At 68.4% G+C, this 18,231-nt stretch carries 21 protein-coding genes; 13 read left to right on the forward strand and 8 right to left on the reverse strand.

Annotated elements, in window-relative coordinates; all coding sequences use genetic code 11:
- Window positions 1-189: 189 nt before the first annotated feature.
- From argC to E0504_RS14595, 3 genes are all read right to left on the reverse strand, one after another.
- Window positions 190-1,125: an N-acetyl-gamma-glutamyl-phosphate reductase gene (argC, locus tag E0504_RS14585; protein WP_131624796.1), complete on the reverse strand. Its 936-nt coding sequence runs from the start codon at window positions 1,123-1,125 to the stop codon at window positions 190-192.
- The gene (locus E0504_RS14590; protein WP_131624797.1) at window positions 1,122-1,463 is read right to left on the reverse strand and encodes a hypothetical protein; all 342 of its coding nucleotides are present in this window, start codon (window positions 1,461-1,463) and stop codon (window positions 1,122-1,124) included. The genes argC and E0504_RS14590 overlap by 4 nt, the downstream gene beginning before the upstream one ends.
- 66 nt (window positions 1,464-1,529) lie before the next feature.
- On the reverse strand, window positions 1,530-2,912 hold the full coding sequence (locus E0504_RS14595) for a M17 family metallopeptidase (protein ID WP_131624798.1): 1,383 nt from the start codon (window positions 2,910-2,912) through the stop codon (window positions 1,530-1,532).
- A 34-nt stretch (window positions 2,913-2,946) separates the two neighbouring features.
- Between E0504_RS14595 and E0504_RS14600 the strand changes: the two genes are divergently transcribed.
- Together E0504_RS14600 and map are read left to right on the forward strand one after the other, a co-directional pair.
- Window positions 2,947-3,759: a DUF3298 and DUF4163 domain-containing protein gene (locus E0504_RS14600; protein WP_207912547.1), complete on the forward strand. Its 813-nt coding sequence runs from the start codon at window positions 2,947-2,949 to the stop codon at window positions 3,757-3,759.
- A gap of 43 nt (window positions 3,760-3,802) precedes the next feature.
- On the forward strand, window positions 3,803-4,630 hold the full coding sequence (map, locus tag E0504_RS14605) for a type I methionyl aminopeptidase (RefSeq protein WP_131625002.1): 828 nt from the start codon (window positions 3,803-3,805) through the stop codon (window positions 4,628-4,630).
- Here the strand turns inward: map and E0504_RS14610 are convergent.
- Both E0504_RS14610 and ccmA read right to left on the reverse strand, forming a co-directional pair.
- A complete protein-coding gene (locus E0504_RS14610) occupies window positions 4,627-5,280 on the reverse strand; it encodes a heme exporter protein CcmB (RefSeq protein WP_131624799.1) in 654 nt (217 codons plus the stop codon). The two genes, map and E0504_RS14610, sit on opposite strands and share 4 nt — an antisense overlap.
- Window positions 5,277-5,858 carry a heme ABC exporter ATP-binding protein CcmA gene (gene ccmA, locus E0504_RS14615; protein ID WP_131624800.1) on the reverse strand — a complete coding sequence of 194 codons (582 nt, stop codon included), beginning with the start codon at window positions 5,856-5,858 and terminating at the stop codon, window positions 5,277-5,279. The genes E0504_RS14610 and ccmA overlap by 4 nt, the downstream gene beginning before the upstream one ends.
- A gap of 56 nt (window positions 5,859-5,914) precedes the next feature.
- Between ccmA and E0504_RS14620 the strand changes: the two genes are divergently transcribed.
- Window positions 5,915-6,208, forward strand: coding sequence for a 4a-hydroxytetrahydrobiopterin dehydratase (locus E0504_RS14620; RefSeq protein ID WP_131624801.1), 294 nt, complete (start codon window positions 5,915-5,917; stop codon window positions 6,206-6,208).
- Window positions 6,209-6,211: 3 nt separating this feature from the next.
- Here E0504_RS14620 and E0504_RS14625 read toward each other — a convergent pair whose 3' ends face one another.
- The 3 genes from E0504_RS14625 to E0504_RS14635 form a co-directional block, all read right to left on the reverse strand.
- A complete protein-coding gene (locus E0504_RS14625; protein WP_131624802.1) occupies window positions 6,212-7,018 on the reverse strand; it encodes an SDR family oxidoreductase in 807 nt (268 codons plus the stop codon).
- A 117-nt stretch (window positions 7,019-7,135) separates the two neighbouring features.
- Entirely contained in the window at window positions 7,136-7,984 is an 849-nt protein-coding gene (gene ygiD, locus E0504_RS14630) for a 4,5-DOPA dioxygenase extradiol (protein WP_131624803.1), read from the reverse strand.
- A gap of 91 nt (window positions 7,985-8,075) precedes the next feature.
- Window positions 8,076-8,693: a DNA-3-methyladenine glycosylase gene (locus E0504_RS14635; protein ID WP_131624804.1), complete on the reverse strand. Its 618-nt coding sequence runs from the start codon at window positions 8,691-8,693 to the stop codon at window positions 8,076-8,078.
- A gap of 93 nt (window positions 8,694-8,786) precedes the next feature.
- Here E0504_RS14635 and E0504_RS14640 point away from each other — a divergent pair, with 93 nt between their 5' ends.
- The 10 genes from E0504_RS14640 to murF all read left to right on the forward strand — a co-directional run bounded on the left by E0504_RS14640 (window position 8,787) and on the right by murF (window position 18,229).
- A complete protein-coding gene (locus tag E0504_RS14640) occupies window positions 8,787-9,104 on the forward strand; it encodes a 2Fe-2S iron-sulfur cluster-binding protein (protein WP_131624805.1) in 318 nt (105 codons plus the stop codon).
- A gap of 88 nt (window positions 9,105-9,192) precedes the next feature.
- Complete coding sequence (locus tag E0504_RS14645; RefSeq protein WP_131624806.1) at window positions 9,193-10,209, forward strand: cysteine synthase A; 1,017 nt, start codon at window positions 9,193-9,195, stop codon at window positions 10,207-10,209.
- 31 nt (window positions 10,210-10,240) lie between these two features.
- Complete coding sequence (locus E0504_RS14650) at window positions 10,241-10,579, forward strand: hypothetical protein (protein WP_131624807.1); 339 nt, start codon at window positions 10,241-10,243, stop codon at window positions 10,577-10,579.
- Window positions 10,566-11,297 (forward strand): DUF4350 domain-containing protein, encoded by a 732-nt coding sequence (locus E0504_RS14655; protein ID WP_131624808.1) that lies wholly within the window; start codon window positions 10,566-10,568, stop codon window positions 11,295-11,297. Before E0504_RS14650 ends, E0504_RS14655 begins: the two co-directional genes overlap by 14 nt.
- A 353-nt stretch (window positions 11,298-11,650) precedes the next feature.
- The gene (locus E0504_RS14660) at window positions 11,651-12,127 is read left to right on the forward strand and encodes a division/cell wall cluster transcriptional repressor MraZ (RefSeq protein ID WP_207974387.1); all 477 of its coding nucleotides are present in this window, start codon (window positions 11,651-11,653) and stop codon (window positions 12,125-12,127) included.
- Entirely contained in the window at window positions 12,124-13,062 is a 939-nt protein-coding gene (rsmH, locus tag E0504_RS14665; RefSeq protein ID WP_131624809.1) for a 16S rRNA (cytosine(1402)-N(4))-methyltransferase RsmH, read from the forward strand. Before E0504_RS14660 ends, rsmH begins: the two co-directional genes overlap by 4 nt.
- On the forward strand, window positions 13,059-13,538 hold the full coding sequence (locus E0504_RS14670) for a hypothetical protein (RefSeq protein ID WP_131624810.1): 480 nt from the start codon (window positions 13,059-13,061) through the stop codon (window positions 13,536-13,538). Before rsmH ends, E0504_RS14670 begins: the two co-directional genes overlap by 4 nt.
- Before the next feature lie 10 nt (window positions 13,539-13,548).
- Window positions 13,549-15,270, forward strand: a complete 1,722-nt coding sequence (locus E0504_RS14675) for a penicillin-binding protein 2 (protein WP_131624811.1) — start codon at window positions 13,549-13,551, stop codon at window positions 15,268-15,270.
- Window positions 15,267-16,760, forward strand: a complete 1,494-nt coding sequence (locus tag E0504_RS14680) for a UDP-N-acetylmuramoyl-L-alanyl-D-glutamate--2,6-diaminopimelate ligase (RefSeq protein WP_131624812.1) — start codon at window positions 15,267-15,269, stop codon at window positions 16,758-16,760. Before E0504_RS14675 ends, E0504_RS14680 begins: the two co-directional genes overlap by 4 nt.
- Window positions 16,757-18,229 carry a UDP-N-acetylmuramoyl-tripeptide--D-alanyl-D-alanine ligase gene (murF, locus tag E0504_RS14685; protein WP_131624813.1) on the forward strand — a complete coding sequence of 491 codons (1,473 nt, stop codon included), beginning with the start codon at window positions 16,757-16,759 and terminating at the stop codon, window positions 18,227-18,229. Before E0504_RS14680 ends, murF begins: the two co-directional genes overlap by 4 nt.
- Window positions 18,230-18,231: the final 2 nt, after the last annotated feature.

Below are 18,231 nucleotides of genomic sequence, written 5' to 3' on the forward strand. Positions count from 1 at the left end.
GCCAGAACGGGCCGGCCCACCGTCACTCGCACGAAGTTCAAGAATCGTGCCAAGGCCGCCGGACGGCGCTAAGCGAAGCTGCGCTGCGTGAAAAGGGCGCGACGCGCAAGAAAGCGTCTGCGGCGGCGGTTTATGCGACATGGCATTCAGCAGCTTCGCCTGGATGCCTCACCAGTGCGCACCGGCTGCCTATAAACTGGGCAGACGCAGTCCAGCCGTTTCGGGAAGACCGGCCATCAGATTGAGCGATTGCACGGCCGCGCCGCTCGCGCCCTTGCCCAGGTTGTCGAGCATCGCGACCAGCCGGGCCTGCGACCCGTCGGCCGAGGCGAATACGTGAAGCTCCATCGCATCACTTGGCTCGCGCGACCTGCGCAGGAGCAACTCGCCATCGGCTTCGCCGGCCATCCGTACGACCGCGCTGTCCGCATAGAATGATGCCAGGCACGCCCGCAGGTCATTCGGAGCCGCCGCGCCTGTCATGGACGCCAGCGGAAGCGGCACTTCGACCACCATTCCGCGATGCGCCGGGACGACTGCCGGCGAGAACAGCGGGTCCCGGGTCAGGCCGGTATAAGCGCGCATCTCGGGCACGTGCTTGTGGCCGAGATTGAGCGCGTAGCCCCGCCAGGCAATGTCGGGATCGCCCTGAAACCGCCCGATCAAGCTCTTGCCGCCGCCCGAGTAGCCGGAGATCGCGTGACAAGTGTACGGCCAATCGGCCGGCAACAAGCCGTCGCGCACCAGCGGCGCCAGCAGCGCGATGAAGCCGGTCGAGTAACACCCCGGATTGGACACCCGGCGAGCCTCCGCGACCCCCTGTCGGCCGACCACTTCGGGAAACCCGAAGGTCCAGTCCGGGCTTACCCGGTGCGCGCTGGAAGCGTCGATCACCCGCACGTTGCTGGCGGGATCAATCAGTGCGACCGCTTCGCGCGCGGCGTCATCCGGCAGGCACAGGATCGCGAAATCGGCCTGGTTCAGCGCGTCCTGGCGAGCAGCGGTTTCCTTGCGCCGCGCCTCGTTCAGCGTGGCCAGCTTGAACTCGGGCCGCTTGGCGAGGCGGTCGGCGATTTCCAGGCCCGTCGTCCCGGCGGCACCGTCGATGAAAACCGTGCGGGTCATGCCTCGAGTTGCGAAATAAGCACGTAGCCCGTCGGCCCCTGCGGTCCGCAGCAGCCCCAGCACCAGTCGCCGGCATAGTCGAGCGCTTCAAATGTGGTGCCGGCGGCGAGGGTCGTAACCGCGTCAGCGCCTTCGCGCGATTGGCACAGCAAGGTCACCTTTTCAGCACCGACGCGGCGCTGCTGGGGCACGACGTAATGCGCGCACAGATAATGTTCGGCGAGGGCGATATGGGCCAGGTCGCCGCGGATCGGCAGGGTGCCCGTAGCCGGGCGCGCGACCGGACCGGACAGCGACAGCTGCCCCTGGGGTATTTCGTAGTCGCCGATCTTGGTCACGTGTGTTCAAGAGCCCCGGGGTTCGCGGATGGGCGCGCTTAGCCCCTCATCCGTGTGGCGGCAAGTTTACCCAAATCGCGCCTGCAGCATGTGCCACGCTGCGCGCAGTCCCAGCGCCGCGCCGCCCTTCGGCCGTCCAGGCTTGGCGATGGGCCGCCAGGCGAAGGTATCGAAGTGCGCCCAGTCAATGTCGTCGCCCACGAAGCGATCGAGGAAGAGGCCCGCCACGCTCGCTCCGGCAAAACCGTTCGTCGGCGCATTGTTGAGGTCGGCGATGTCCGATTTCAGCCATTCGCGATAACTGTCGGGCAAGGGCAGGCGCCAGACCTCGTCATCCTGTTCCCGACCGGCCGCGATCAAAGCGTCCGCCGTATCGTCACGCCGGGTCATCAGCGCCGGCAGATCAGGGCCTAGCGCGACCCGGGCGGCCCCGGTCAGGGTCGCGAAATCGATGACCAGCGCCGGATTTTCCTCGCTGGCGCGGGTCAGCGCATCGGCCAGGATCAAGCGGCCCTCGGCGTCGGTGTTGCCTATCTCCACCGTCAGGCCCTTACGGCTGCGCAGCACGTCGCCCGGGCGAAAAGCGTTGTTCGCGATCGCGTTCTCGACCGCCGGAATGAGCAGATGAAGCCGGACCTTGAGCCCCGCGTCCATCACCAGCCGGGCCAGTGCGAGCGCATGCGCCGCGCCGCCCATGTCCTTTTTCATCAGCAGCATGCCCGCGGCGCCCTTGATGTCGAGGCCTCCCGAGTCAAAGCACACGCCCTTGCCGACGATCGCGAGCACCGGCGCCTTCTCATCGCCCCAGGTCAGATGGATCAGCCGCGGCGCGTGCTCGCGCGCGGCGGCGCGGCCGACGGCATGCACCAGAGGATATTCGCGCTCCAGCGCTTCGCCTTTGGTGACGCTGAGATGAGCCTTGTGCGCCTTGGCCAATTGTTCCGCTTCGGCTTCCAGCGCCGCGGGGCCCATGTCCTCTGCCGGGGTGTTGACGAGGTCCATGACCAGCATGGCGGCGCGCGCTTCGGCCACGGCGGGATCGATCGCCTTCGGCTCCCCAGTCAGCAGGATGCGCGCGCCCGCCGCATTCTCGTCCGCGCGGTAGCGGGTGAAGCGGTATTGCGCGGTTTGCCACCCGAACAGGGCCGCTCCAGGCTCGCCGGACGCGAGGCGATAGGTGCCGGCCGGCAATGTCTCGGAAAGCTTGGCCAGGCACCAGCTTGACAAGGCGACCGGGTCCGCGACGCCGCCGACCGCGAACCACGCCTCGCCATCGGGCACGATGGCAACCTGATAGCCACTCCCGTCGAACTTCTGCGCCTCCAGCGCGGCGCGCTGTCCCGGAGTGAGCCGCTGCGCCCAGGCGGCAAAGCCGGCCTGATTCACGAGGTGGATAGCGGTCGCGGGCTGGCCGCGGTCGGGCTGGATAAGCGCGGGCGTTTGAATCATACGATGCGCAGTAACGCTTGCCCGGAGAATTCCAATGCCGCTTCGCCTGCTTCTCCCGTCGCTGCTGGCGATGGTGACCGCGTGCTCGTCGCCCGCTGAGGTACGGGAAAAGACGGGGGTGACGGCGCAGGCAAGCCGCGCTTCTGCGCAAGCGACCGCCTCCGCGTCATCCGCCGGCAGGGCGCAAGCGGTGAAGGAGGATAACGACCTCTACAGCTACGAATTTTCCTATCCGGCACAGGTCGGCGCACACCCGGAACTGGCTGCCAAGCTGGAGGAGGATGCTGGCAAGGCGAAGGCCGAGGTGATCGCGCAGGCCACGGAGGGGCAGGCGGATGCAAAGGCCAACGGCTACCCCTATCATCCGCACAGCTACGGCGCGGAATGGAAGGTGGTCGCCGACTTGCCCGGCTACCTCAGTCTGTCGAACGAGTTCTATACGTTCACCGGCGGCGCGCATGGCATGTACGGGGTGCAGGGCTATGTCTGGGACAAGGCCAATCGGCGGGGCCTCGCGTCGGAGGACCTGTTCACCTCGCCCGCAGCGCTCGGGAGCGCCATGGGCGAGACGGTGTGCCAGGCGCTCGACCGGGAGCGCGCGAAACGCCGCGGCGAACCGGTGAAGCGGGGGGACGATTTCTTCGGCGGGTGCCCCGGGCTGGACGAGGCGACGATCCTGGTGGGTTCGTCCAACCAGCGGACCTTCGACCGGATCTCCGTATACTTCGGCCCCTATGTCGCTGGTCCTTATGCGGAAGGGGCATACGAGCTGGATTTTCCGCTGACGGCGGCGATGCTGGAGGCGGTGAAGCCGGCGTACCGCGCCGCTTTCTCGGCGCACAAGTGATTCAACCTGTCGAAATTCGAGCCGAAGTCGCTACATGGACCGCATGACCCAATACCAGACAGTCACCGGTGACGAGACCCTTTTGCGGGATGGGACCATCAAGCTTCATGGGCCGGCCGGGTTCGAAGGAATGCGCAAAGCGGGCAGGCTGGCGGCCGAGATTCTCGATGCCCTGGCCCCGATGGTGCAGCCCGGCGTGACCACCGGCGAACTGGACGACGTGGTGCGGCAGATGACGCTCGATGGCGGGGCGGTGCCGGCAACGCTGGGCTATCGCGGCTATACCCATTCGTGCTGCATCTCGATCAACCATGTGGTGTGCCACGGCATCCCGGGCGACAAGGCGCTGAAGGACGGTGACATCGTCAACATCGACGTGACCCCGCTGCTGGACGGCTGGCACGGCGACACCAGCCGGATGTACCTGGTGGGCGATGTCGCGCTGAAGGCGAAGCGGCTGGTGGATGTCACGCACGAGTGCCTGATGATCGGCATCGAGCAGGCAAAGCCCGGCAACCGGCTGGGCGACATCGGCGCCGCCATCCAGGCACATGCGGAACAGCACCGCTATGGCGTGGTGCGCGAGTTTTGCGGCCACGGCGTGGGCCGCCTGTTCCATGATGCGCCCGAAGTGGTCCACGCCGCCAAGGCCGGCACCGGCCCCGAGCTGCGGCCGGGCATGTTCATGACCATCGAGCCGATGATCAACCTGGGCCGGCCGTGGGTGAAGATGCTGTCCGACGGCTGGACCGCGGTGACCCGCGACAAGAGCCTGAGCGCGCAGTTCGAACATTCGATCGGGATCACCGAGGATGGCTGCGAGATCTTCACGCAAAGCCCGACCGGCCGCGACAAGCCGCCTTACGCCTAACCCTCCCGCGCCGCCCTGACCGCCGCCGCCGCCGCGAAGGGGGCGACGGCGCACAAGGCCAGGCTGACCGCGGCGCACAGCGCGATGCCCGCGCCGCCGGGCTGGGCGAGGGCGCCCGCGCCGAAGATCAGCACCGGCACGCTGAGCGGGATCAGCAGCAGGCCGCCCAGCGCCGTGCCGCCGCGCACCGTGGCGGTGAGGGCGGCGATGATGAGGCCGATCGCCGCCAGCCCCGGAGTGCCCGCGAGCAGCCCCAGCAGCAGCGTGCGCAGCACCTCGCCCGGCAGGCCCAGCAGGGCGCTCGCCGGAAGGGCGGCGACCAGCAGCAGCGGACCGAAGCTGAGCCAGTGCGCGACCAGCCGCACCGCCAGCACCAGTTCCTCGCTCACCCCCAGCAGGGTCAGCCGGTCGAACACCCCGTTGCCGATGTCGGGCGCCACCAGCCGGTCGATCGGCAGGATCGCGGCGAGCAGGGCCGCGACCCACAGCACCCCGCCGCCGGTCCGCGCAAGCAGCGGCGCATCGGGCCCGACCGCGAACGGGAACAGGATCGCCACCGCCACGAAGAACAGCACCGGCAGCCACGGTCCGCCGCGCCCGCCGCCGAACGCCAGCGTCAGATCGCGCCGCAGCATCGCCAGCACCCTCATGCCGCGAACTCCGCCAGGTCGAGCGTGCGCAGGTCGGGCAGCGCGAGCGGCTGGTGCGAAGCGACGATCGCCATGCCGCCCCGCGCGCGGAAGGCCTCCACCGCGCGCAGCAACAGCTCGCCGCCGGCGGTGTCCAGCCCGTTGAGCGGCTCGTCGAGCAGCCACAGGCGGGCATCGGAGGCGATCGTCAGCAGCAGCGCGGCGCGCTTGCGCTGGCCGGTCGACAGGAACCGCACCGGCACGTCCGCCAGCCCGCCGAGGCCCACGGTGGCCAACGCATCCCCAGCGTATTCTCCCGCGCCCAGCCGGTGCCACACCGCGAACGCGCTTCCCAACGGCAGATGCTCGTCCAGCGGCAAGCGGTCGTCGGTCAGGCTCGCCGCCACCCGCCGCTCCACCGAACCGGCGAAGGGATGCAGCAGGCCGGCGACGATCCGCAGCAGGCTCGACTTGCCGGTTCCATTCGCGCCGATCACTTGCAGCGCCTCGCCTTCATCCAGCGCGAACGACAGTCCGCGGAACAGCAGCCGCTCCCCCCGGGCACAGGCCAGATCGCGGACTAAGAGCGGCGGTTGCATCGCCCCGGCGGTTAGGCGATGGGCAGGGCCGCGACAACCTTGCCGGAGATCATCCGATGCGCGTGCCCGAACTGACCGACACCGAACGGACCACCTGGCTGTCCGCACTCTCCAACTGGTCGCTTTCGCGCGAGGGCAAGGCGATCGTGCGCACCGTTACCTTCGCCGATTTCAGCGAGGCGTTCGCGTTCATGACGCGGGTGGCGCTGCTGGCCGAGAGCCGCGATCACCATCCGGAATGGTTCAACGTCTACAACCGGGTGGACATCACGCTGACCACCCACGATGCCGGTGGCCTCAGTCAGCGCGACGTGGAACTGGCCGAGGCGATCGACGCGCTGCTGAATTGAGCCCTACTGGCCGAGCGGGCGGCTCTGGCTACGGGCCTGCTGGCGGACCTTGCCCGGCAGCCAGCGGGCGCCGAAGGCAAGCCGCCGGGCGGTCTTGCCGACCAGCGTATGCAGCTTGTCGCCATGCACCGCGTCCCACGCGGCCTGCGCGACCTCGACCGCCGGGGTGATCTCCAGCCCGGCTTGCTGCACCCGCCCGCGGATCGCCTCGTTCGAACCCTGGTTGGGCGCGTGGTCGAGCAGCGGGGTGTCGATGAACCCGGGCATCAGATCGCGCACCTTGATCCCGAATTCGGCCCATTCGGCATCGAGCGCTTCGGTCATCCCGCGCACGCCGAACTTGGTCGCGGAATAGACGCTCGCGCCGCCGGTGCCGTAGATGCCCGCCGCGCTGGCGGTGTTGAGCAGGCACGAACCGGGCGCGGTCTTCTTCAGGTGCGGAAGCGAAGCCTGCGCGCCGAACAGCACGCCTTTGAGGTTGATGTCGAGGCAGCGTTCGATTTCGGCCACGGTATTGGTGTCGAGACTGCCGCCGAGCGGAATGCCGGCGTTGTTGGCGACCACGTCGATCCGCCCGCCCGCGGCCATGGAGAACGCCGCCAGCGCCTCGTCCCACGCGGCCCGGTCGCGCACGTCCAGCTTGTGCGCATAGGCGTTGCCGCCGCCGACCTTGGCCACCGTGCCCTGCATCCCGGCGCTGTCGATATCGCCCAGACCCACGAACCAGCCGCGGCCCGCGAAGTATTCCGCGATCGACCGCCCGATGCCCGACCCGCCGCCGGTGATGAAGATTGCCTTGCGCGCCGCCATGTTCCGTCCCTCCTGTGTTGGAAAGGCGGTTAGCGCGGTCGGTGGCGGATTGCTACGGGATGGATCTGCCTTCGGTATGTCTGCTGACAACGGTATCAGATCGACCCGGCAACTGCTTCAGGTGTTCGTCTGGTCAGGTGGAACATGGGCAGGCAAGCCCGCCGCCCCGCTTTCCTCGCTGCATTCGAGCGCTGCATCGACACCATAACATGTCATCGAGAGGGACCCCATGGCGTACCCTCGTATCAGCGGTTCAGGCGTCTCTCCTAAGGCAGCGGCCATGCCTGCGAGGTAGAGCAACGGGATGATGTGATCAGGCGTTGGCACAGCCAGTTCGTAGTCGGGATGTTCCGTCACCCGCAGGATGTCGGCAGGACTATCGGCAAGCTGGGCGACTACGGCATCATCGAACCGTTCCGCCCAATCAAACGCCGCATCGGGCTGGTTCCACTGAACGCGACTGAGGTTGTGCACGACGTTGCCGCTCGCGAGAACCATTATGCCATTATCTCTCAAGGCGGCCAGCTTTGCTCCCAGTTCGACATGATACTCGAGCGGTTTGAGCGCATTGATCGACAACTGAACGACGGGAATGTTAGCCGCAGGATAGATGTGGGCCAACACGCTCCATGTGCCATGATCGAGGCCCCACTGATCCCGGTCCAGGCCGCACCAGGTCGGCTTCACTGCCTCTGCGACCTCTTCGGCAATGTCGGGGGCTCCGGGCGCGGGGTATTGGAACTCCGACAGTTCCCTGGGGAAACCATAGAAGTCGTGGATTGTGCGCGGCCGGGACATGGCGGTGACGGCCGTTGCGCCGAAGAACCAGTGGGCGGACACTACGAGCAGTCCGCGAGGTTTTGGCATTTGTTGGCCCATCGCTCGCCAGGCATTCGTGAAGCCGTTGTGTTCGAGGGTATTCATCGGGCTACCGTGGCCGATGAAAAGTGCAGGGCTGATGGTCATGGACTGCTCCTAAGCAAGACTCATAACGTGTTTACCAGCCATCGGGTCCGCACTGCCGCTTCGCCTTTTGCCGGCGATCTCTCGCTTCCCATTACAGCGCGGGGTTGTTGTAGCAGTGCCAGGTGAAGATCGCGGCCGCCCCCCGGTGCGGACGCCAGTCCTCCGCCAGCGCGCGGGTCTCTTTCTCGCCGGGGCGGGCTTCCAGGCCGAGGATCTTGTGGACGCCGGCTTGCACCGCCAGGTCGCCCGCGGGCCAGATGTCGGGGCGGCCTTCCGCAAACAGCAGGTAGATCTCGGCGGTCCAGCGGCCGATGCCCTTGATTTGCGTCAGCAGCGCGATCGCCTCCTCGTCATCGGGGGGCAGGGCGTCGAAATCGATCGCGCCCGCCTCCACCAACTCGCACAACGATCGCGCGTAGCCCTGCTTCTGGCGCGACAGGCCGCAGGCGCGCAGGGTGTCGAAGTCGCGGGCCAGCAGGTCGGCAGTGGCAATATCGGGGCCGAGTTCGTCCTCCAGCTTGCGCCACACGCTGGCCGCGGCGGCAACCGACACCTGCTGGCCGACGATCGCGCGCAGCAGGGTGACATAACCGCGCTCGCGGATGCGCGGTTCGGGGTAGCCGGCGGCGTCCAGCGCTTTGGCCATCGCCGGTTCGCGTGCGGCGACGGCATCGAGGCTGTCCCTGATCTGCTCCGCCGACAAACCCACGCGCACCTCCCCTGTCTTGCCAAAGCGGCGGCCAGACCGTAGCAGCCCGGCCCACCGCCTGACAGGGGCGAAACTCGAAGCCAGGATACCCGCATGCCGCAGTTGATCGTCGTCACCCGCGCCGGAGAGGAATCGACCGTCGAGGTCCAGGACGGCCTGACCGTGATGGAAGCGATCCGCGACAACGGCTTCGACGAGCTTCTCGCGCTGTGCGGCGGGTGCTGTTCGTGCGCGACCTGCCACGTCCATGTCGATCCCGCGTTCAAGGACCGGCTGCCGGCGATGAGCGAGGACGAGGACGACCTGCTCGAATCCTCCGATTACCGGAACGAGAATTCGCGGCTGAGCTGCCAGATCCCGTTCACCGCCGATCTCGACGGCCTGAAGGTCACCATCGCCGCCGAGGATTGAGCGGGCCACGGCGCTGGCGAAGGTCGGGTAAGCGGGGGGCAACCGGAATTGCGTTGCCGGTGACCGGCGCGCTTCCTAGCTGACCTGCATGAATGCAAATTCCGTGCGCCAGAGCACGCTCGACCTGATCGGCCACACCCCGCTCGTCCTGCTCAAGGGCCCCAGCGCCGCAGCCGGCTGCGAGATCTGGGGCAAGTGCGAATTCCTCAACCCCGGCGGCAGCGTGAAGGACCGCGCGGCCTTGGGCATCGTGCGCGACGCCGAAGCCAGCGGGGAGCTGCAGCCCGGCGGCACGATCGTGGAAGGCACAGCGGGCAACACCGGCATCGGGCTGGCGCTGGTCGCCAACGCGCTCGGCTACAAGACGATCATCGTCATGCCCGACAACCAGAGCGCGGAGAAGATGGCGACGCTGCGCGCGCTCGGCGCGGAACTGGTGCTGGTGCCGCCGACCAAGTATTCCGACGGCAATCACTTCGTCCACACCAGCCGCCGCCTGGCTGAAGAAACCCCCGGCGCGGTGTGGGCCAACCAGTTCGACAACACCGCCAACCGCAAGGCGCACATCGAGACCACCGCCGAGGAGATCTGGGAGCAGATGGAGGGCCGGATCGACGGCTTCACCTGCGCCGTCGGCACCGGTGGCACGCTGGCGGGCGTCGGCATGGGGCTGAAGAGCCACGACGAGAGCGTGACCATCGCGCTGACCGACCCACATGGCGCCGCGCTCTACAGCCACTACGCCACCGGCGAGCTGAAAGCGGAAGGCAGCTCGGTCGCCGAAGGGATCGGGCAGGGGCGGATCACCGGCAACCTCGAAGGCGCCCCGGTCGACACCCAGTTCCGCGTGTCGGACGAAGACGGGCTTGAATGGGTCGCCCGGCTGCTGAGCGAGGAAGGGCTGTGCCTGGGGCTGTCGTCGGGCATCAACGTCGCGGGCGCGGTGGCGCTCGGCAAACAGCTCGGGCCGCAGGCGCGTGTGGTGACCATCCTGTGCGACACCGGTTTCCGGTACCTGTCGACGCTCTACAGCGGGGAATGGCTGCGGTCCAAGCAGCTGCCGGTGTTCGACTGGCTCGCCGCGGGCGAGGCCGCCGCCAATTGACTGCGCGCGCGCTTTGGCTAGCGTGATAGGCATGGCACGTCAGTTTTCCGAGACCAGGACCGAAACCGCGCCCACTGCCGCTCCATTGGGCGGGACGCGGGCGCAGTCGCTGCAACGGCTGCAGGTCGGCGCATCGCTGCTGGTCGGGATCGTCCTGATCGTCGGACTGGCGAACGTGATCGAGGAGCGCGCCAAGCAGTCAGACCGCTCGGCCGTGCCGGAAGCCGCATCGACGGTGGCGCCGACAACCGCAGTCATCCCGGCGAACGATCCGCTGGCCGATGCCGGCGTGGTCCCCGATCTGCCGGATGCGACCGTGTCGCCAACCGCGTCTGCCGCGCCGCAGCCCGCGCCAAGTGACCCGCAGTAAAACGCGCGCCGTAGCCATCGCGGCGGTGCTGATGGTGGCAGGGGCGATCGCCGCCTGGGCCTGGAGCCGCGAGCCTGCCGCCAAGCCGCCCCTCGGCCTCTATACCTCGCTGCCGATCTACTGGGCCGAGGCGGGGTCGGTCAGTGAAGCGCTCGACGGCGGGGGAGAACCGCACTGGGTGCGCGGCACGCTGGAAGCCGACTATCGCCTGATCCCGCTCGACACGCTCGACCCCGCGGACCTAGCACCCCTCACGCGCTTGGTGATGGCCCAGCCGCGCCCGCTCGCCCCGGGGGAGAACGTCGCGCTGGACGACTGGGTGCGGCGGGGTGGCCGCCTGCTGATGTTCGCCGATCCGTTCCTGACCGAACATTCGCGCTTTCCGTTGGGCGACAAGCGCCGCCCGCAGGATGTCGCGCTGCTGTCGCCGATCCTCGCGCGCTGGGGGCTGGAGCTGACGTTCGACGAGGATCAGGGCGACGGCGAGCGCGCGGCACGGCTGGGCTCTGTCGCGCTGCCCCATCGCCTGTCCGGCCGCTTCCGAGTCGTGACGCCCGGCGCGCCAGCCACGTGTGAACTCACCGCCGGTGGGCTCGTCGCGACGTGCCGCATCGGCGCGGGACGAGCGCTGGTGGTTGCCGACGCGGCGGTGCTGGAACACGAGCGCGGTCCGTCTCCCGCGCTGCCCGCTCTGATGGAGCGCGCGCTCGCGGATTGAGCCGGGAAAACGCGGGATCGTCCGTTTCGGCATCCCGTGGTCACTTTAAATGTCTGATTTAAATTGGAAATCTTCCCGCGAGTTGCGCGCGAGCGCGGCACTACTATGTCCATCTATCCACAGGATTACAGTGGTTAACCGCGCAATCCCGTAAATTCCCGCTTTTTTCCCTTCCATCGCGAGGGGAAGAAAGTTAATACCATCTTCCATCGGACACGACGTTCACACCGCGCATCTGACCTTCGGTCGGTGCGAACCGGTAGCGCTCACGCGCCGCCGGACGGGGGAGCAGTTTGTGCGGTTGGCCGGCTTTTTCGAGCGGAGCGGGCCGGGGGTGCAGGGGAAGGGGTTCAGTGGCAGCGGCGCTATTCAGCGGCTTTTCGGGACAGGCCTTCTCACCGGCAGGTGACAAGGGCCGTTTCGTGCTGCCCCCGCTGTTTCGCAGCGCGGTAAAGGACGCGAGCGATGGCCGCGTGCTGTGCCTCGACAAGCATCCGCGCTTCCAGTGCCTCGTCGGCTTCGGCCTGTCGCGCATGACCGAGCTGGAGACCCAGCTCGACCGCGAGGAGGATCGCGCAGGCCCGGACTTCGACCGCGATACCCGCGCGGCGCAGCTGTTCGGCTTTGCCCGGGTGCCGTTCGACGATTCCGGCCGCTTCGTCCTGCCCGATCACCTGCGGATGCTGGGCAACATCGACGACGCGATGTTCTTTCAAGGGGGCGGGCGCAGCTTCACCATCTGGAACCCGGCCGAACTGATGCGGATGGACGATGCCTGGGCCTCGGCCAAGGCGGCCTGCGCGCAGTTCCAGGCGGAGGCACGCAAGTGACGGGCGCACCGCATATCCCGGTCCTGCTGGACGAGGTGATCGCCGCCCTGGTGCCGCAGCCGGGCGAATTGATCGTCGACGCGACCTTTGGCGCGGGCGGCTATTCGCGGGCGCTCCTGGATGCCGGGGCGACCGTCCACGCTTTCGACCGTGACCCCGACGCCATCGAAAATGCGCGCCAGTGGCCGGAAACTGCGGAAAACCCGCCGCGGCTGGTTCTCCACCCGCGCCGGTTCTCCGAAATGGTTAACGCGCTCGCCGAATCGGGACTGGCGCGCGTGGACGGGATCGTGATGGACATCGGCGTGTCTTCGATGCAGCTCGACCAGGCGGAGCGCGGGTTCGCGTTTTCGGCCGAGGGTCCGCTCGACATGCGCATGAGCCAGGCCGGGCCCAGCGCCGCCGACTTCCTCAACGCGGCGGACGAGGCCGAGATCGCCGACGTGCTGTATACGTATGGCGAGGAGCGCCAGAGCCGCCGGGTCGCGCGCGCGATCGTCGCGGCCCGCCCGCTGGAAACCACCGCCGATCTGGCGCGGGTCGTGCGCAAGGCGCTGGGGTATCACGCCGGCGCGCCCAAGGATCCGGCGACGCGCAGCTTTCAGGCCGTCCGCATTCACGTGAACGCCGAACTGGCTGAACTGGAAGACGGGTTGAGCGCCGCGGAGACCCTGCTGGGCGAAGGCGGGCGGCTGGCGGTGGTCAGCTTCCACAGCCTGGAAGACCGCATCGTCAAGCGCTTCCTGCGCGATGCCTCCAGCGTCGCCGCGGGTTCGCGCCATCTGCCGCAGGCGAGCGGCGCGCCGGCGACGTTCGAACGCGTGTCGAAGGCGGTTCGCGCCGGCGAGGCGGAACTGGCGCGCAACCCCCGGGCGCGCTCGGCCACGCTGCGCCACGCCGTGCGGACCGCTGCTCCGGCGAGGGCCGCGGCATGATCGCGGCCGGCTCCCGCTTGCGCCAGCTTGGCTGGATCGTCACTCTCGCGATTTGTGCCGCGCTGTTCGTCGCGCTGACTTTCAAGGTCAATTCGGTCCGCAGCGAGGTCCGTCTGGTGGAACGCCGGATCATCGCGCTCCAGCGCGAAAAGGTCCTGCTCGAAACCGAATTCGAAACCCGCGCCAGTCAAAAGCAGCTGGCCGAATGGAACGCGGTCGACTTCGGTTACCAGGCGCCGGGCGCGGACCAGTATATCGCGGGCGAGCGGCAGTTGGCCGAGCTGGGCGAGCCGAGGGCGCTGACCGCGCCGTCGCCAATCCGCGTCGCCCGCGCGGAGGACGACCAGCGCGAAATGCAATTGCCCGCGATGGTCTCTCCACTGACCGGCAAGCCGGTGACGCAGCAGGCCGAGGATCCGAGCCTGGCGGAGCGGCTCGCCAGTGGCGGCGATTTCCTGGCCGAGGCCGCCCAATGAGCGCCAAGCGATGAACGCGCTGACCTTCAGCACCGCGATCTATTCGGGGCGCGTCCAATCGGTGACGCTGCGCCAGCGTTCGCTGTCGGTGGCGCGGCTGCGCGTGCTGCTGGTCGCTGCGCTGTTCACCGCACTGGCGTTCGCGGCGGTGGTGCGGATCGCCTTTCTGGGCCTGACCGACGCCACCCACAGCGCGACCTCGTTCGCGGAAGCGCTGCTGCCGCCGCGCGGCGAAATCACCGATCGCAACGGCCAGCCGCTGGCGCGCGCATTTCCCGCCTTCGCCCTGTGGTACAACCCCGAGGCGTTGGGCGAAGGCAGTTCGCTGGTGAAATCGCCCAAGGAAGTGGCGCTGGAACTGAAGGCGATCTTCCCCGACATGGACGAGACCGAGCTGGCCGACCGGCTGGCGAAGGGGAAGGCAGGCTACCTGCGCCGCCGCGTCCTGCCGGAGGATGCCAACCGGGTGCAGGCGATCGGCGAGCTGGCGCTTGAGCTGCCGCAGGAAACCGACCGCCATTATCCGCAAGGATCGATGGGCGCGCACGTGTTGGGATATGTCGGCGCCGATGGCCGTGGCCGGGTCGGCATGGAAGCCGTGCTCGACAAGCAGCTGCGCGACCCCGCGACCCGCGGCACGCCGTCGGCCCTGTCGATCGACGTGCGGGTGCAGGGCGCGCTTGAGGATGAACTGACCCAAGGGATGCGCGCGACCAACGCGATCGGGTCGGCGGGCATCGTGCTCGATGTCGATACCGGCGAAGTGCTGGCGCTGGCGAGCCTGCCCGAATTCGATCCCAACAAGATCGACGAGGCGGGCGCCGCCAACATGTTCAACCGCGTGACCAACCAGGTTTACGAGCTCGGCTCCACGTTCAAGCCGCTGACCGTCGCCGCAGGGATCGACGCGGGCACGATCACCGACTTCGGCCGGCGTTATTCGGCCCGGCCGTTTCCCATCGGCGGGTTCACGATCAGGGACAGCCACGATCTGGGCGCATCGCTCAACACGCCCGAGATGCTGATGCATTCGTCCAACGTGGTGACCGCGCACATGGTGCGCGAGATGGGGGCGGGGCGGCTGAAGCAGGTCATGGCCGATCTCGGCATGAACGCGCGCCCGGAAATCGAACTGCCGGCCAAGGGCTTTCCCATCTGGTCGAGTGGCGAATGGCCGCTGCTGCGCGGCATGACGGTGGGCTATGGCCACGGTATCGCGGTCACTCCGCTGCACCTCGCCAGCGCCTACGCGACGATGGTGAACGGAGGGCTCTACCGCCCGGCGACATTGCACAAGCTCGCCCCCAATCAGGTGCCGAAGGGTCGCCGGGTGTTCAAGGCCAGCACCTCGGCGCGGATGAACCAGTTGCTGCGGATGATCGCGGTGTACGGGACCGGCAAGAAGGCGGACGCGCCGGGCTTCCGGATCGGCGGCAAGACCGGCTCGGCCGAAAAGCCGGGCGCGGGCGGCTACAAGAAGACTTCGCTGGTCGCCACGTTCGCGGCGGCCTTCCCCATGGACCGGCCGCGCTATGTCGTGATCGCGATGCTGGATGAGCCCAAGGGGACGGTTGCATCCAGCTTCCAGCGCACGGCCGCGTGGAACGCCGCCCCCATCGTCGGCCGGCTGGTGCCGCGCATCGGCCCCATCCTCGGCGTTCCGCCTGACGCGACCCGCGACGTCGACCTGACCGATCTTGCGCCGCTGGTTCCCCAGGGAGCCAAGGAATGAAGCTGGGCCGGATTGCCGGGGAGGCCGGTTTGGATGCGGGCCAGGCGGCGGATGACACGGTCACCGGCTTTGCCATCGACCACCGCAAGGTGGCGCCCGGCACGGTGTTCGGCGCGTTTCAGGGCGCCGCTGTCAATGGCGAGGATTTCATCCCCGCCGCGGTGACTGCCGGCGCGATCGCGGTGGTCGCGCGGCCCGAGGCGGTGGTCGAGGGCGCGGCGCACATCGCCGATGCGGAGCCGCGCCGCGCGTTCGCGCGCCTGGCGGCCCGGTTCTTCACCCCCGTTCCCGAGACGGTCGTCGCCGTTACCGGCACCAACGGCAAGACCTCGACCGTCGAGATGACCCGCCAGTTGTGGCGCATGGCGGGCCTCAGCGCCGCGTCGATCGGCACGCTGGGCGTGACCACGCCTGACGAAAGCATCTCCACCGGGCTTACCACGCCCGACATCGTGACGTTCTTGTCGAACATGACCGGTCTCGCGCGAGAGGGGGTGACGCACGTCGCCTTCGAAGCGTCGAGCCACGGGCTCAGCCAGTTCCGCAACGAAGGGCTGCGCGTGGCGGCGGGGGCGTTCACCAACCTCAGCCGCGACCACCTCGATTACCACGCGGACATGGACGACTATTTCGCGGCCAAGATGCGGCTGTTCGACGAAGTCGTCGCGCCCGGCGGGACGGCAGTGATTTGGCGCGGAGGCGGCGATGGATGGGCCGACCGCGCCGAAGAGCACGCGCGGAGAAGGGGGCTGCGCGTGTTCACCGTGGGCGAGGAGGGGGATGACCTCCGCCTTCTCGCCCGCACCCCCGGTACCCTGGGACAGCAGTTGCAGATCGAACACGGCGGAAGCGCCCGCACCATCGCGCTACCGCTGATCGGCGCGTACCAGGCGGCCAACGCGCTGGTCGCAGCGGGCCTGGTCATCGCCACCGGCGGCGATGCGGCGCACACGTTCGACAGCCTATCGCGCCTGCAGCCGGTGCGCGGACGGTTGGAGCGGGCGGCGCTCAATCGCGCGGGCGCACCGATCTATGTCGACTATGCTCACACGCCGGACGCTCTGGAAGCGGCGATCGCCGCCTTGCGTCCACACGTGGGAGAAGACCCGCGCGGGCGCCTGATAGTTGTGTTCGGCGCGGGCGGCGACCGTGACATTGGCAAACGCGCCGAGATGGGCCGCGTCGCTGCAGAGCAGGCGGACGTAGTGATCGTCACTGATGACAACCCGCGCGGCGAGGATGCCGGCGCGATCCGGGCCGCAGTGCTCGAAGGCGCGCTGGGTGCGCGCGAGATCGGTGACCGGCGCGCGGCAATCGCGGCGGCGGTGACGCTGGCGCAGGCAGGCGACATCGTCCTCGTCGCCGGCAAGGGACACGAACAGGGCCAGATCATCGGCTCGGGAGAAAACATGCGCGTGCTGCCGTTCGACGATGTGACCGTAGCGCGCGAAGCGGCTGCCGCAGGGGCCGGTACAGAGGCCAAAGCATGAGCACCCATCCCGCCCTCAATCACCCGAGCCTGCGCGCGTGGCCGAGCCAGAAGCGCGATGCACTGAGGCTGGCGCTGTGGACCGCGGACGAAATTGCCGCCGCCACCGGCGGAACGGCGAGCGCAGCGTTTCAGTGCGCCGGAGTGGAGATCGATTCCCGCGATGTCCGGTCGGGCGATCTGTTCGTGGCCTTGACGGGTGAGGCGACCGACGGTCATCGCTTCCTCGACAAGGCGTTCGCCAACGGTGCGGCGGCGGCTCTCGTCAGTCAGCCGATCGACGGGCCGCACGTGCTGGTAGCCGACACCGGTGAGGCGCTGGCCCGGCTGGCGGCAGTAGCGCGCGACCGCGCGGCAGCGGTGCGCATCGGCGTGACCGGCTCCGTCGGCAAGACCGGGGTCAAGGAGGCGATCTTCGCCGCGCTCGACCGCGCGAGCCGCGGCGCGGCGCATCGCAGCGTCCGCAGCTACAACAACCACGTCGGCGTGCCGCTCAGCCTGGCGCGGATGCCCGCGCGCAGCCGGTTCGGCCTGTTCGAGATGGGGATGAACCATGCGGGCGAAATCGCTGCGCTGGCCCGGCACGTCCGCCCGCATGTCGCGGTGATCACCACCATCGCCCCGGCGCACATCGAGAACCTCGGCAGCGAGGAAGCGATCGCCGATGCCAAGGCGGAGATCCTGGGCGGGCTGATGCCCGGCGGCACTGCGGTGATTCCCGCCGACAGCGTCCATTACGACCGGCTGCTGGTCCATGCGCGCGAGGCGGGCGCGAGAGTCGTTTCGTTCGGCCGCGCGGCGCACGCGCAGGCGCGGCTGCTTGACGCGATCCCCAGCGCCAATGGCGGATCGCTGGTCACGGCGGACATCGCCGGCACCCGGCTTTGCTATTCGGTCGCCGAGCCGGGCGATCACTGGATCATGAACTCGCTGGCCGTTATGGCGGCGGTGCAGGCGGCGGGCGGCGACCTGGCCGCGGCGGGCCTGGCGCTTGCCGAAGTGGGCGGGCTGAAGGGGCGCGGCGCGCGGCACCGGATCGCGGTTCCAGGCGGGCACGCGCTGCTGATCGATGAAAGCTATAATGCGAATCCCGCGAGCATGCGGGCGACGCTGAAGCAACTGGGCCAGACGCCGGCCACCCGGCGCGTGGCGGTGCTGGGCAGCATGAAGGAACTGGGCGACTTCGCCCCCGCCATGCACGCGCAACTGGTCGAGCCGATTGCTGAAGCGCATGTCGATCACGTGGTGCTGGTCGGCGCCGAGATGCTCTCGCTACACCGCGAACTGGGGAAACCAGGGGCGGCCCCGCTTGCCCCGCCGCTCACCTTCACGCATTGCGACGGACCTGGCGAGGCGATCGCGGCGCTCGAGGAGTTCGGTCTGACGGGTGGCGACGCGGTCCTGGTGAAGGGATCGAATTCGATCGGGCTCGGCAGGCTGGTGGCGCACTTCGTCGACCGTGGGCGATAGAA

Source organism: Parafrankia sp. BMG5.11 (assembly GCF_004337455.1).